Source organism: Acanthopleuribacter pedis, assembly GCF_017377855.1.
In the GTDB taxonomy this organism is placed as follows: domain Bacteria; phylum Acidobacteriota; class Holophagae; order Acanthopleuribacterales; family Acanthopleuribacteraceae; genus Acanthopleuribacter; species Acanthopleuribacter pedis.
Window position 1 is genome coordinate 137,485 of record NZ_JAFREP010000016.1, and the last position, 13,315, is coordinate 150,799.

General features: G+C 54.4%; 13 protein-coding genes. 5 read left to right on the forward strand and 8 right to left on the reverse strand.

Annotation, left to right across the window (positions count from 1 at the left end; all coding sequences use genetic code 11):
• Positions 1-34: 34 nt before the first annotated feature.
• Entirely contained in the window at positions 35-868 is an 834-nt protein-coding gene (locus tag J3U88_RS17425) for a PP2C family protein-serine/threonine phosphatase (RefSeq protein WP_279382562.1), read from the reverse strand.
• 254 nt (positions 869-1,122) lie between these two features.
• Positions 1,123-1,650, reverse strand: coding sequence for a hypothetical protein (locus tag J3U88_RS17430; RefSeq protein WP_207860212.1), 528 nt, complete (start codon positions 1,648-1,650; stop codon positions 1,123-1,125).
• Between the two features lie 905 nt (positions 1,651-2,555).
• On the opposite strand from J3U88_RS17430, the gene J3U88_RS17435 reads away from it, so the two are divergent.
• Both J3U88_RS17435 and J3U88_RS17440 read left to right on the forward strand, forming a co-directional pair.
• Complete coding sequence (locus J3U88_RS17435) at positions 2,556-4,064, forward strand: tetratricopeptide repeat protein (RefSeq protein WP_207860213.1); 1,509 nt, start codon at positions 2,556-2,558, stop codon at positions 4,062-4,064.
• A 16-nt stretch (positions 4,065-4,080) separates the two neighbouring features.
• Positions 4,081-4,323, forward strand: a complete 243-nt coding sequence (locus tag J3U88_RS17440; RefSeq protein WP_207860214.1) for a hypothetical protein — start codon at positions 4,081-4,083, stop codon at positions 4,321-4,323.
• A 113-nt stretch (positions 4,324-4,436) separates the two neighbouring features.
• On the opposite strand, the gene J3U88_RS17445 is transcribed toward J3U88_RS17440, so the two are convergent.
• From J3U88_RS17445 to J3U88_RS17460, 4 genes are all read right to left on the reverse strand, one after another.
• Positions 4,437-4,682, reverse strand: a complete 246-nt coding sequence (locus tag J3U88_RS17445) for a hypothetical protein (protein WP_207860215.1) — start codon at positions 4,680-4,682, stop codon at positions 4,437-4,439.
• A gap of 413 nt (positions 4,683-5,095) precedes the next feature.
• Positions 5,096-5,470, reverse strand: coding sequence for a hypothetical protein (locus tag J3U88_RS17450; RefSeq protein WP_207860216.1), 375 nt, complete (start codon positions 5,468-5,470; stop codon positions 5,096-5,098).
• Positions 5,471-6,012: 542 nt separating this feature from the next.
• Positions 6,013-6,264, reverse strand: a complete 252-nt coding sequence (locus tag J3U88_RS17455; RefSeq protein WP_207860217.1) for a hypothetical protein — start codon at positions 6,262-6,264, stop codon at positions 6,013-6,015.
• A 274-nt stretch (positions 6,265-6,538) separates the two neighbouring features.
• Positions 6,539-7,669, reverse strand: a complete 1,131-nt coding sequence (locus J3U88_RS17460; RefSeq protein WP_207860218.1) for a citrate synthase/methylcitrate synthase — start codon at positions 7,667-7,669, stop codon at positions 6,539-6,541.
• A 197-nt stretch (positions 7,670-7,866) separates the two neighbouring features.
• On the opposite strand from J3U88_RS17460, the gene J3U88_RS17465 reads away from it, so the two are divergent.
• Together J3U88_RS17465 and J3U88_RS17470 are read left to right on the forward strand one after the other, a co-directional pair.
• Entirely contained in the window at positions 7,867-9,099 is a 1,233-nt protein-coding gene (locus J3U88_RS17465) for a citrate synthase family protein (protein WP_207860219.1), read from the forward strand.
• Between the two features lie 88 nt (positions 9,100-9,187).
• Complete coding sequence (locus J3U88_RS17470) at positions 9,188-10,453, forward strand: thiolase C-terminal domain-containing protein (protein WP_207860220.1); 1,266 nt, start codon at positions 9,188-9,190, stop codon at positions 10,451-10,453.
• Positions 10,454-10,495: 42 nt separating this feature from the next.
• Here J3U88_RS17470 and J3U88_RS17475 read toward each other — a convergent pair whose 3' ends face one another.
• Together J3U88_RS17475 and J3U88_RS17480 are read right to left on the reverse strand one after the other, a co-directional pair.
• Complete coding sequence (locus tag J3U88_RS17475; protein ID WP_207860221.1) at positions 10,496-10,951, reverse strand: GNAT family N-acetyltransferase; 456 nt, start codon at positions 10,949-10,951, stop codon at positions 10,496-10,498.
• A gap of 13 nt (positions 10,952-10,964) precedes the next feature.
• Positions 10,965-12,233 carry a hypothetical protein gene (locus J3U88_RS17480; protein WP_207860222.1) on the reverse strand — a complete coding sequence of 423 codons (1,269 nt, stop codon included), beginning with the start codon at positions 12,231-12,233 and terminating at the stop codon, positions 10,965-10,967.
• A gap of 220 nt (positions 12,234-12,453) precedes the next feature.
• Here J3U88_RS17480 and J3U88_RS17485 point away from each other — a divergent pair, with 220 nt between their 5' ends.
• A complete protein-coding gene (locus J3U88_RS17485) occupies positions 12,454-13,308 on the forward strand; it encodes an Nmad3 family putative nucleotide modification protein (protein WP_207860223.1) in 855 nt (284 codons plus the stop codon).
• The last annotated feature ends 7 nt before the right edge of the window (positions 13,309-13,315 follow it).

Below are 13,315 nucleotides of genomic sequence, written 5' to 3' on the forward strand. Positions count from 1 at the left end.
GACAGTTCCTTTCTGACTTACCACCTGTGAATGCTCACAGACAAGTGGCAACCACCGCGGTAACGTTATCCCGTCCACCTTGGAGAAGGGCGGCATCGATGAGCGCTTGAGCCCGTTGCTGTGCGGATGTTCCCGCGCCAAGAATTCGCCGGATGTGTTCGTCGGAGATCATGTCGGTTAGGCCGTCGGAGCAAAACAAAAGAATATCGCCCCACTGTAGCTTGTGGCTGTCAAGGTCAGGTTTTAAAGGTCCATTACCAACGGATTGGGTTAAGACGTTTGGGGCGGTGGTGCGTTCAGCCAACGCCGCGGGGATCATGAGCGTGTCACCCACCGCGGGGTCATAGCGGTGATCGCGGGTGAGCTGGTTTAAAAAACCGTTCCTGTAGCGATACAGTCGAGAATCCCCCGCGTGGATGCTGTAAAGCGTTTCACCTTCGATCAATGCCCCGGTGAAGGTAGTTCCCATGTCATGCAGGGTATTGTCTTCCCGCGCAAGCTTGCTGATTGCTAAGTGCGCGGTCATTAAGGCATGTTCAAGGATGAAGCTTTCGAGGTCTCTTTCACCGGTTTTCGGCGGTTTTCCCCAGGCGTCCGGCCACCGCCAGGCGCCGTCATAGCCGTCTTTTAGGGTTTCGCCGAAGATTTTGATGCACAGCTTTGCGGCAACTTCGCCGCCTTGGTGCCCTCCCATACCATCGGCAACAGCCATCACAGCAGGACCACAGCTCGCCTTATCTGGAAACATAAATGCGTCCTGGTTCGTTTCTCGGACCTTTCCACGATGGGATAAGCCGGCAGAATGAACCCCATAGCCTGGGGTGTTCTCCTTTTTTTTGTTTTTCCGAAATAGTCTGAAAATTGGCATACACCACCTGTCTCAAAAAATGTCGCGGCAGCCTCGAAAAAGGCCCGTGAACGTTGGTGCACCCGAACTGCATGCGTTCTGAACCTAAATCGACCTTCAGCCGCGACGAATCCGCCCCCAATGTAGGGGATCGATTAAAAAACCAATGCTTGTCTCTTTTCCCGCGATGGGTAGATGATTGGTATCGCGGGTAGTGGTCGCAAAAGCCCCTTTGCAACCGCTACCCGCGCGTGTTGCACACCCTCGTTTGCCGGTTACTTGCTCACCTCTGTGTCTTGCCAAACGGTCTTGATCCAAGCGGAAAATACCACCATATCCACGGCATAACCCTTGGTATCAGGGTCCTTGAATACACCAATTTTCTCTCTGCTGTTCGTCATCTTTTTTGCTTGGTAACGGAGTTGATGCGCGGAAAAAGGGATAAGTTGACACACGTCGGCAAGGTAAAAAACGCCGTGTTGTTTTAACAATGTATTCCCGTCCCAACTCGGGTCGACTTTCTCATACCTTCGCAGTAGATTCTCTCGGTAAAAGGGCGCAAAAACCTTCATTCTGACGATCCAGTGACTCCAGACTTTGCGAATGCCTGCTAATACCCACGGGTCTTTACCGTCCTCTCTCATCTGACGAGCAAGCCGTTTGATTTTTACCGTATCGAGTTCGAGCTTTTCGACGATGTCTTTTAAGTAGAAAATTCCGTCTTGATTAAGTAGGGACTCGACGGACCAGGTCTTTTCTACCATCTTAAGTTCTAGCTCATCTTTGTGAAATAGATCGGTCATAACAAATCTCTTCTTTACTGGATTATGTCAATTCTTGCCATCGACAAACTGTCTTAAAATCACGCTATCGCTTTCTTGAAAGCTTGTTTGTTTTGCTAGGGCCGCCAAAGTAGATGAAGCACAAACAGCCTTCGGGCGAGTCCACAAAGAATCGCTAAGTTACAGCGCACTGTTTGATTTCACCAGCAGGGTTAATTCTCTCATCGCTTTGACTTTTAAAGTTATACACTGTCGAATTTGAAAATTGCAACTGTAAATTTTCAACAAAAAATAATCATTATTCGCGAATTAAATAGGTATTGTTTGTGGAGTCGAGTTGATTTTTATGGTTGATAAATATTGTGAATTTTACTGTTCTTGTAAAGTTAGTTGAATATATTAAATGGTGCTAACTCAATAACATCTGGTTTCCTGCGTCAAAGATCTGTGATCTACGATCAAAGCGCACCAATACCAGGCATTTAGCGGATCGGGCGCGTTTCTTGGTTGTAGCCGTTGTCAACTTGGGAGAGACGATCACCCACGGCGCATTTGTTTTGGTTGAATACTCATTGTCCGGTTTTTGAAGAAATTATGAAGCACGGCAAGAGACGTAGGCAGCACTCTTTTTGTTTTCAGCGTTTTACGGAAAGTCATTTGCTACGTTCAGGGATCGAGGGCCTTTGTTTGAATCATGACCGGGAAAACGACGGTTAAGAATGATCAAGAATCTTGAAAAGATTGCCTGGATCCGGCCTGTCTGCATATAATTTTCGTTTGTCTACACGTCGTGAAAGTTACAAAGAGGAGCATGTTGGTTGCACTCCGAACCAACCGCACTTTGAGGGTCACCACAAGGGGGAGTGATTAACACCCCGAGTGGAAAAGTGCAGCTCTGAAGCTATCGTATTGAAAAAGGAGTTGTTATGGCGGTCGCAAATGGGGAACCTAAAAAGAAAAGGCATCGTTGGTTTGAGGAATTTTTGTTGTCACTCGATCCACGAAAACCCTACAGCACAGGGGACATCGTGTCCGAATGGGAAGGGAACCAACAGATCTCAAGGGAGATGCAAGTAAAGCATGACAAGAACCCAAAGGTCGCGCAGCCTTCCTTAAGCCGTTACATGCCAGAAAGATACAGGATGTTTATTAAGAGTTCGAGCGATCCGAATCCCGAGGCCTCGCCGACCGCGCTTATCTATCAACCAGTAAAGACGGAAATTTATAAGCCAACAGGTCACGAGCAGCAGATTTACCTTGGGGCACAGTACGCCTGGGTCGCGGCGGATCAGTTGGGGTTGGAGCAACCCATGCCGGAGGAAGAGGTTTTGGAGTTGCTTGAGAAGGTTCTGGAATCGGAGACATCTGAAAGTGTTAAACAGGTCGAGAACTCGAATGTATTTGTTGAGGATTCGGTCGAAAGCACCCAAGCCGTCAGTGTTCTAGACGGGGGTCACGCCGGTATTGGTCGATCAGAGCCGGTTAAGGTTAAAAAGCGTAGTTTACGAAAGCGGTTTCTTAGGTGGCGGGTGCCTTTGTCTTTTGCAATGTCGGCTTTGTCGCTTGTTGTTTGTGTTGGGGTGGTTGGCGGCTCCGTGTATTTCAAATCTTATCCCGAGTTAGAGCAACTTAAAAAAGCCCATGAAGAAGGTGGTTTGGGGGCTGTCAAAAGGCTAGCAAAGCAAAATAAGAATAAAAAAAGCCTTGGGCAACTCATTACAGTAGCTTGGGCGAAAGTTCATGATCCCGATGAATCAATTGAGGAGATTCAATCTCTTATAAAACCGCTTCATGATCATCCTAACCCGGGTTGGCAGGCGAAGGGGCATTACTTACTTGGTGTAAGCTACCTTGTTCGTAGAAAAGTTCATGAATCGATGGAGAGTTTTAGTAAATCTGAAACAAACTTAGCGGGGACAAGAAGTCAGGTGAATGATTTGCGTGATACTTACCTTGGTTTAGCCGAATGTTACTTCTTTCTTGGAGACTCGGATGGAGTGTTGAAAAACACAAAGAAAGCTACCTTATTACAAACTATGCATCATAAAGGGAAAGTTCACCACCACATGTCAAAGTACTGGCTTCTAGAGAGAGACCTTGAGAAATCCATAGAAGAAAGCTTGAAGTCTATACAGCTTTCTTATATTGAGAATGACAAGACCTATCTTGCCGTCTATCTTGCTCATCATGCCTTGCTGCTTATTTCAAAAGGTGAACTAGAAGAGAGTTTCAATCTCCTTAAAAAAGCCCAGTTAATTACCATAAATCAAAATAACCCAACTTTACTTGAATATATCTTGAGTTATGAACAGCTATGGGCCCAAGAAATGAAACTTCCCATATCTAATTTAAGCTCGGAACCACTCAAAGGGACATTCCCAAATAACCGATATTACATTGAAATGATTCAGTCTCTAGCAATGGAGGCGAACTAACCGAAAGGAGTTTTTGGTGAACATTACATCAACCTCTACAGCATCTGCTGTGTCTAACTACTCTAAGCTTCAAGCTAATCCCCAGCCTGATAAAACACAACAAGGAGTGAATGCCTCTATAGAGGAGGACGAAGCTATATTTTCTCCGGAAGCCTTAGTTAAGGCTTCTGCTTTTTCAGAATCCTCTCAAGCTTCCAGTGATAGCACCACTCTTGGACCTCCGACTGATGTTCCTGATGAACCTGATGGCAACCCGTAGAGATTCATGAGAATGTTGCCCCCAAACCAAGAACCCTCGCCTTGACCAGCGAACACCCTTCAAATCCGGCCTTAAACCGCACCTCGCGGCCGGCAGAATCCTGAATTTACAACTTACCTGTATTCCGTCCAAAGATGATCAACAGGCTTCGTTTCTACCAAGGTCATCTCTTCCCACCGATCACCATCATTCATACCGTACCAACGAACCGTTGTCACACTGGGGATGTTCATTTCTACATAGATTTTTTCCGTTGCAACGCCCTGGCTGACCGCATGCTCGCGGGTCACGTGCACGCCAGAATCCTGGTCTACTTCATGAATACGAACGGTACTGGGCTGAGAAAATGAAATTCCCATATTCTGGCTCAAGTTCAACTAATACAAGCCGAGTCTTCTCCGCCGAAAGGAAATGTATTGAATTCATCTTAGAGAAGGCAGGTGAAAACAGCGCTAAATAACATAGGAGAATACCATGAGAATAGAGGGTTCAATTCCGTACAACCTAGTGAATTCTTACAACTCAAATTTTCAGCAAAGAGAAATAGAAAAGCCCTTTACTGATTTGGACTCCGTTTCACTTTCCATTGAGGGGCTCCAGTTATCCCAGCAAAACGAACCAGCAGTCAGCTCGGATTCGGGTGGGGCTCCAAGTGGAGGCCCTTTACCCGGTGACCCTGATGATCCGGGCTAAACCCTAGAATTCCTTAAGCAAACGTCGCCCTAAACCATAAACCCTCGCCTTGACCGGCGAACACTCTTCCAATTCGGCCTTAAACCGGCACCTTGCGGCCGGCAGAATCCTGAAATTCACAACTTAACCTGTATTCCGTCCAAAGATGATCAACAGGCTTCGTTTCTACCAAGGTCATCTCTTCCCACCGATCACCATCATTCATACCGTACCAACGAACCGTGGTCCCACTGGGGATGTTCACTTCCACATCAATTTTTTCCGTTGAAACGCTCTGGCTCACCGCATGCTCGCACGTCACGTATACGCCAGACTCCTGGTCTAAGTACCCGATCAGGTTGACGTCGCCGAATTTCAAAGCCGGCGTTTCATTAGGTTTCGATCCCGAGAACCGGACCCGAATCAAAACATCATTGGCCAAAGCTGGAAGGCGTTCACCTTCCTCGGGAATCAACGCATCCCAGCTTTGGTCGTTATCTTTAGAACGTGACTAGAAAAATTGCGAAGCATCGGGAATCGTTGAATATTCTTTAATATTGATTTTGTTGAATTGCGCGTTTTCCATCAAACGAAACTGAATGACGCCGGTGGATTCGAATTGATAGCCGTAAATTCATCACCTGAGGTTAGGCGCGTTTAAGGGACTCCAGGCCCCCGCGTTTAATTGGGTTCGATCAATAGGGAATCGCTCGGTTTTCGAAAAGCGACCATCAACCGGTGATCCAGCCAAAACGACACCGAATTCGGCTTGATATAGTGGCCTCAGAAGAAAAACGGCTTGACGCCTGTCGTGGTGACGGGCCGAGTGACCGTTGGTTAATATGGTGAAGGGAAGAGCGGAACCGTTGCGCCGAATCAGAGACGGAAGGGAAGGTTGAAACCTGAGTTGCATATGCAACCGAGGGTGGGAGTATTAAGATGTTGTATAAAACTTTGCGGAAAAGTGTCCGTTGATCTGGTTCGGCCAACGGAAGTCTCTTTTCTTGGTATAGACGCTTAATTGATCGTTCTAAACTCCTGGTTTTTAACTAAATATGAGCTTGTGTGATTTGCTTTTCCCCACTTGCCCATGTGTTGGTTCATGTCGGGTTCTTTAAGCAACTTTGATTGGTTTTCATACAACCGGGCATAGGTTTCGCCCACGACCGATCCAAGTGACGGAATTTTCTGGAAAGCGCGTGCTTTCCTCGCCGGTACGAACCCGACGGGTTGAATTGTGATTGCGGCGAACGGATCATTTGCGATCATGGTCGGCCCCGCGAATGGTCGGGCCTCTGTGGCCTGGCTAGGCCGTCATCTTCGCGGGCATACGGCTTCCAACTTCTCGCGACGAATCCTTGTGAGCATTGCGGGTTAGGTGCGCGGCCAGGGGTTCAAAATGCCTCGGGACAAAGGGTTAAGCCCCAAATAACAAGGCCCGAGAACCACAAACGCCGCCGACGTTTTTTCGTGCGGCGCGGATTCCTCACAAACCGCGCTCTGAAGATACGGCTCGTGAGGAATCCTCGCCCGTCAATGCGGGTTAGGTTTCCCAGTCCCGGCGGGTGCCGGTGAAGTGGGCCTTGGGGCGGATCAGGCGGCCTTCCGCCGCTTGCTCCATGCCGTGGGCGCACCAGCCGACGGCGCGACCTAAGGCGAACAACGGGGCGAACGCGTCCGGTTTGAAACCGACCGCGTGCAGCAGCAAGGCGGTGTAAAACTCGACATTGGTGTAGAGTTTGCGGTCGGGTTTGAATTCGGCGAGGAGACGCAGGGCGGTTTCCTCAACCGTGATCGCCAAATCATACAAAGCTTGGTCGCTACCCGCGTCCGCCAGCTCCCGCGCCGCTTGGCCCAAGACCTCGGCGCGTGGGTCGCGGACCTTGTACACGCGGTGGCCGAAACCCATGATGCGTTCGCCCGCGGCCAATTTGGCGCGCAGGAAGGGTTCCGCGTTTTCCGCGCTGCCGATCTCGAACACCATGTCCAGCGCCGGACCCGGGGCGCCGCCGTGTAACGGACCCTTTAACGCGCCGATGGCGCCGGTTACCGCCGAAACCAAATCCGAACCCGTCGAGATGATGACCCGCGCGGTGAAGGTGGACGCATTGAGGCCGTGATCAATCACCGTGTTCCAATAGGTTTCCAACGCGCGTGCCTTGGCCGGATCCGGTTCTTCACCCGACAACATCCACAAAAAGTTGGCGGCATGGCCCAAATCGCGGCGGGGTTCAACCGGGGCCAAGCCGTCGCGGGCGCGCAGGTAGGCCGCCAAGATCGTGGGCAGGGCCGCGGTAATGCGTTGTGCACCCAGAATCATGTCCTGGGATTGGGCCGCGTCGAGGTGGACGGCGGCGGCACCCATGCGCAGCGCGTCCATCGCCGGCATACCGCGGCGCGCCGCCGCGGCGATTTGGTTTAACAGATCCGCGTCGACAACACGATGATCGGCCCAGCGCTGAGCGAATTCGGCGGCTTGGGTTGGGTCGGGTCGCCTGCCGTACCAAAACAAATAGGCGGCCTCTTCAAAACGCGCGGCCCTGGCGAATGATTCCAGCGGGTAGCCGCGCAGGAGCAAAATACCTTGCCGACCGTCGACAAAACTTAATTGGGTTTCACAGGCAATGACACCTTCAAGGCCGGGCGAGAAGGTGGGGGCGGGGGAAAGGCTCATGGTGTACTCCTTTGGTTTTATGGGGGTTGGCCGAGAAAACTCGGCCTGTTGGCCAGGCGGCCGACCCGGTGGTTGCCTTTGTATTGTTTGTTTGTTGATTCATGTTGTCAACATTGATTAGTTAATCAATATATAAAGTTGTTATCAAGTCGTGCTCCCTGCTTGCTTCCCAAACCTCGGCCTGTTTGAATAAGGCCATGCCACATTCCGCCGACGCCCACCTCATCACCAGCAAGCAAGCCGCCGAAATGCTCGGCATCAGTCTTCCGACCCTCTACGCCTACGTGTCGCGGGGTTTGTTGCAGTCCCAAAGCGACGGCGCCACCCGACGCAAGCTTTATTCGCGCGAGCAGGTTACCGCCCTCAAGGACAAGCGGGACTTGCGCCGCGATCCCGCCAAAGGCGTGGCCCAATCCCTCCAGTGGGGACCGCCGCTGCTCGACTCGGCAGTCACCCAAATTCGCGAGGGGCGTTTTTATTACCGCGGGCGCGACGCCTGCCTGCTGGCCGAAACCACCTCTTTTGAAGCATTAACCGCTTGGCTGTGGGGCGAACTGTGCGAAACACCGCTGAGCCTGGACTGGTCCCCACTCGAATTTACCGCGCAGGATCGCGCTTTTTTGAACCGGTACCGGCACCTGCACCCCTGTGACCGCCTCCAGTTACAAACCCGATTGGCCGCCGCCGCTGATCCCGTTTCACAGCAGACCAAAACGCGCGGCATGGCCCGTCGTGCCGCCCGCTTGTTGGCAACCTGGACGGACGACGGCAAGCACGGCGATCAGCCGGTACCCCTGGCCACGCGATTGGCGCGTCGTTGGTCGCTGCCGCCCGAAACCACCGCGCCCCTGCTAAACGCCGTGCTGATTCTCTGCGCCGACCACGAACTCAACATTTCTTCCTTTACCGCCCGTTGCGTCGCCTCCGCCGGCACCGGGGTATACGAAATCGTCAGCGCCGGGTTGTCCGCCCTTCGCGGGGTCCATCACGGCGGCTTCTCCGACCGCGTCGAGGCCCTTTTGCGCGATTTGGTCCTGCTGGAACCCGATGCGGCCGAACGCGATATCCAGGCCCGGCTCAATCGCGGCGAAGCGGTTCCGGGTTTCGCGCATCCCTTTTATCCCGCCGGCGACCCGCGTTTTAGCGCCATCCGCGCGCTTGTCCTGCGTCACGCGCCCGATCCAGAGGCGGCACAACGGGCACTGGACCGCATTGACCTTTGCCAGCGCTGCACCGAGGACCCGCCCACGCTTGATTCCGGGTTGGCGCTGGTCAGTGTCGCCCTCGGTTTGCCACCCCACGCCGCCTGGTTTTTGTTCGCTGTCGGCCGCACCGTGGGTTGGGTCGCCCACGGCATCGAACAGGTGAATCAGGGCCGTTTCATTCGACCCCGCGCCAACTACACCGGTCCGCCGATTGAGGACAACTGAACCGCCGGCCGGTCTTTTCTTTTTTGCGACTTTCTGCGAAAGTTGGGGGCATTACGCATGTTCAAAACATCCTTAAAAGGAGAATAAGATGGCCAAAGTGTGTATCATCGGCGCCCACAACACGGCGTTTGGTGCCTTTGTTGAGAAAAACCGCGAGACCGGTGAAGTCAAAGACACCAAATCCTTCTATGAACTGATCGTGGAGGCCGGACAGGGGGCGATTGCCGACGCCGGCCTGAACGCCGACGACATCGATGCGGTTTGGTTGGGCAGTTGCTCGCCTTCCAAGTTCGTCAACCAAGAACACGTGGCGCCATTGGCGGTTGAAGTCGCCCCCGAGGCCCTGCGTTTCAAACCCATGACCCGCACCGAGGGTGCCTGTGCCTCCAGTTCGGTGGCGCTTTACAACGCGATGTACGCGGTGGAATCCGGCCGTTTCAAAAACGTGCTGGTGATCGGCGTTGAAAAAATGAACTTGCTCGACACCAAGGGCGTGACCCACGCGCTGGCCTGTTCTTCCTATTGGCCTTCCGAGGGCAGCCGCGGCATGACCTTCCCCGGTTTGTTTGCCGAACTGGCCAAAAGTTACTTCGCCCATTACAAGTTCGATGAGGAAACCTACCGCAACCACCTGGCCCACGTTTCGGCTTTGGCTTACCGCAACGGCGCCAAAAACCCGTTGGCCCATTTCGGGCCCGGCGGTTTGCCCGAGAAACGCGGTCTGCTCGACGCCGCTTCCATCCTGGCGCTTCCCGGCGAAGGGCGCGGCAGCAACCCGCTGGTCGCGCCGCCGTTGCGCTTGCACGATTGTTCCTTGGTCTCGGATGGTGCCGCCGCGGTCGTGATTTCGGCCGGCGATCACGCCAAACAGATTTCCAAGAAAGCGGTGGAAATCGCGGGCATCGGCCACGCGGTGGAACGCAGTGCGTTGGAGAACCGCGCGCGGCTGTTTGAGTTGGAAGGCGCCAAACACGCGGTGAACACGGCCTTCAAAGAGGCGGGTATCACCTTGGCCGATGTGGGCATGGTGGAAGTTCACGATTGCTTCACCATCAACCAAATCCTCTGCACCGAGGCGCTCGGCCTCAGCGAAGACGGTCGCGGCGGGTTCGATTATGTCGACGGCCGTTTCAGCCATGAGGACGATTGCCCGGTCAACCTGTCCGGCGGCTTAAAAGCCAAGGGGCACCCGGTCGGCGCCACCGGTGTGTCCATGCACGCCTTGACCTACAAACATCTGGTCAATGAGCCCATCGGCCAAACGCGCGCCAAGGGCACGCCCGAAATCGGCGTGGTTCTGAACGTGGGCGGCGCCGCGGTGAGCAACTGCGCCACCGTCCTGCGCCGCATCTGACCTTTTTCCTTCGAGATGGGGTCCCGTTCAACGGGGCCCTGCTTAAATCGGGCCGAGGCTGCGTTCCATGCGCAGCAAGTGATGACCTGCCACCTCGGTGCCTTCGCCGCGCCGCTCAAAGCCGAACCCGTTGTAGAATGCTTCCAAATGCGCGTGGGGTTCCAGCCAGGCGCGCTGCATGCCCGCTTCTTCCGCCCAGGCCAGCAGCGCTTCAACCACCATGGCGCCCAAGCCGTTGCCGCGGTAGGCTTTTAGTACCGCGATGCGCGATAGGTCGGCCCAGGTTTCGGGTTCTTCCCGCCAGCGGCCGGTGGCGACGGGTTCGTCGTCGGCAAAAACCAGCACGTGCATGCTGTGGAGATCGAAGCCGTCGTGGTCCAACGCTTGCGGAATTTCTTGTTCTTCCACGAAAATGCGGTGGCGCAGCTCTTTGGCCAATACCATGTAGTCGGGTCGGGTTACGCGAACCAGGTGAAATTCGGGGTGGGGTTGGGTCATGGGGGTCTCCCTTTTATCGTTCGAGGATCGGGCCGCGATCCTTGTTGAAATAAACCGCGATGGCGCTGCTAATTAGGTGGGCGATGCGATCCACGTTTTCGCGGATCAGCCCCTCGGGACCCAGTACCGGTTTGCGGCACAGGCGGTCCTCAAAACGCCAGATCAAATCCTTGCGCACCTCAATCGCCAAGGAACTGAGGCGGTTGGGCGAGAAGCGGAAATCGGTCATGATTTCGCGGCGGTTGCGGTTGAGAAAGGTTTCGATGTCACAGTAAGCGCGTTGCGCGGCGCGGTAGAGGCGCAACTGGTTTTTCGGCGGTTCGCGGTACATGTGTAAATAGCTGCGCAGGCCTTCACTTTGCGTCCCGCGCAGGTTGGTGTCCATCAACATGTCCCACACCAGTTCGTAGGGGGTCAACCCGCGTTTGTGCGGGTAGCGATTCTCAAAACGCTCGCGTAGAAAAGAAAAGAAGGTCCAAATTTGGCCGCGTACTTCAAAGCTACCGTTGGGGAGCAGGTAGGGGAAGTTCAGGCCGACGCCGATCCCGTTTTTTTCCAGGGTGAGCGCCATGCGGGCGGTGAGCCGGCGGTCGGCGGTGAATTCAGCCAACTCGTCGATGAACAGGCGATCAAACAGGCCGTAGGGCATGCGGGCTTTGGCCTGAAAACTCAGCGCGCGGTAAATAATGCTGACCTCGGGACGTACCGTGCCCGGCCCTGCATGACCGTCGCCGTCGCTGGGATTGTGCGTGTCGTAGGTGTGCACGCCCAGAATTAAAAGCTTCCCGGGCGCTTGCTGTTCGTAATAACGCGAGGTGCGGTCGTAAATGTTTTGGAGTAAACTGGTTTTCTGTTCGTGATCAAGGTAGTAGGAAAACGGGTAGTTAATCGCGAAGCGGTCGAGGTGCCCGGCGTCCGGCGGGGTCATCCCGGGAAAACGTCCGAAATCCATCAGTGCCCGGGCCACGTTGATGCGCAGGTAACCGTTCAGCCCCAGGTAATGGGCCAAACGCGCCGCGATTTGAAAGGTGCCCCAATCTTTCTCGGCAAAATAAACGTTGCTGAGCACGTCTTCGATGCCGTCCGGTCCGCGCGCAACCAGGCTGTTGTAAAAGGGACGCGGAATGGTGTCGCCGCCGTGAATGGCGTGGATCAAACAGCGGTCGCGGTAAAGGGGATCGATGTCAAGCTCGGCCTCGCGGGAAGGTCGCTCATTCACGGCGAAGTCATAAGGTTTGAAGTCGTCGGTGATGTGCAGCCGATCATGAATCTCAGGCGCCATGGTGGGTCCTTTCGATGGGTTACGATAAACCCTGGCATTATACCTAAAGTGATCGATTCTGGGGGGCGCACGCGCGTATCCTGTTTGGCTGTGCGTGGCGGTGTGAACGCCCCCGTTCTTTCCCAGTCCCTGCATTGACCCGAATCCCACGGGTTCGGCAATCGCGGGACAGGGCGCGGCCCAAGGGCTTCGGTACTTGTTTCACCCAAGGAGTTGGTGGATGCGTTTGATTTTTAGCAGAAAAGGTTTTGATTCCTCGGCGGGCGGCTGCGCCAATGCGTTGTTACCCGACGGTACGCTGTTGCCTTTTCCGATCCCCGATCCCGATTCACCCCTGACCTATGCCGACCTCCGCCATCCTGATGTGGAACCGGCCGCCTTGATTCGCGATCTAACCCGAGGCAAGGTTCTGCCAGGGCACGGCGCCCATCTCGACCCCGATCTCGACGCCGCGGCGCTGGCACAACGTCCGCGTGGTTGGCGGCCCTTGTTCGGCCAAGCGGGCGCGGCGCAGCGGCATCTGCTGAACCAAGGCGTTCAGGTCGGCGACCTCTTTTTGTTTTACAGTTGGTTCCGGCCGGTGGATCACGACGGCAGCCGTTATCGGTTCACCCCCCGCGGCGCCGACGAACACCTGCTTTACGGTTGGTTCCAAATCGGTTCGATCCACCAACTCGGCGGTGAATCGCGTCAGCGCGTGGCGGGTTTGAACCAGCATCCCCACGCCTTTGGCACGCGTGGGTCCTTGAATGTGGTTTACCGCGCATCATCGCGCTTGGTTTTACCGGGTTTAGCCGGCAGAATGCCCGGAGCAGGGCAGTGGCGAACACGTTGCGCCGAGCGGGTGCTCACCGAAGCGGGGCGCTCCCGCGGTCGTTGGTTGTTGCCGGGTTGGTTTCATCCCGAAGGCCGTGCGAGCGTGCTTTCTTACCACGCCGACCCAAATCGATGGCAACGTTTTGGTGATTTGGTACGTTTGCAGAATGTACACCGAGGTCAGGAATTTGTATTGTCCTGCGACGACTACCCCGAGGCTTTTCCCTGGTTGGTTTCCCTATTTACCCCGGCGCCTTGAGGCGAAC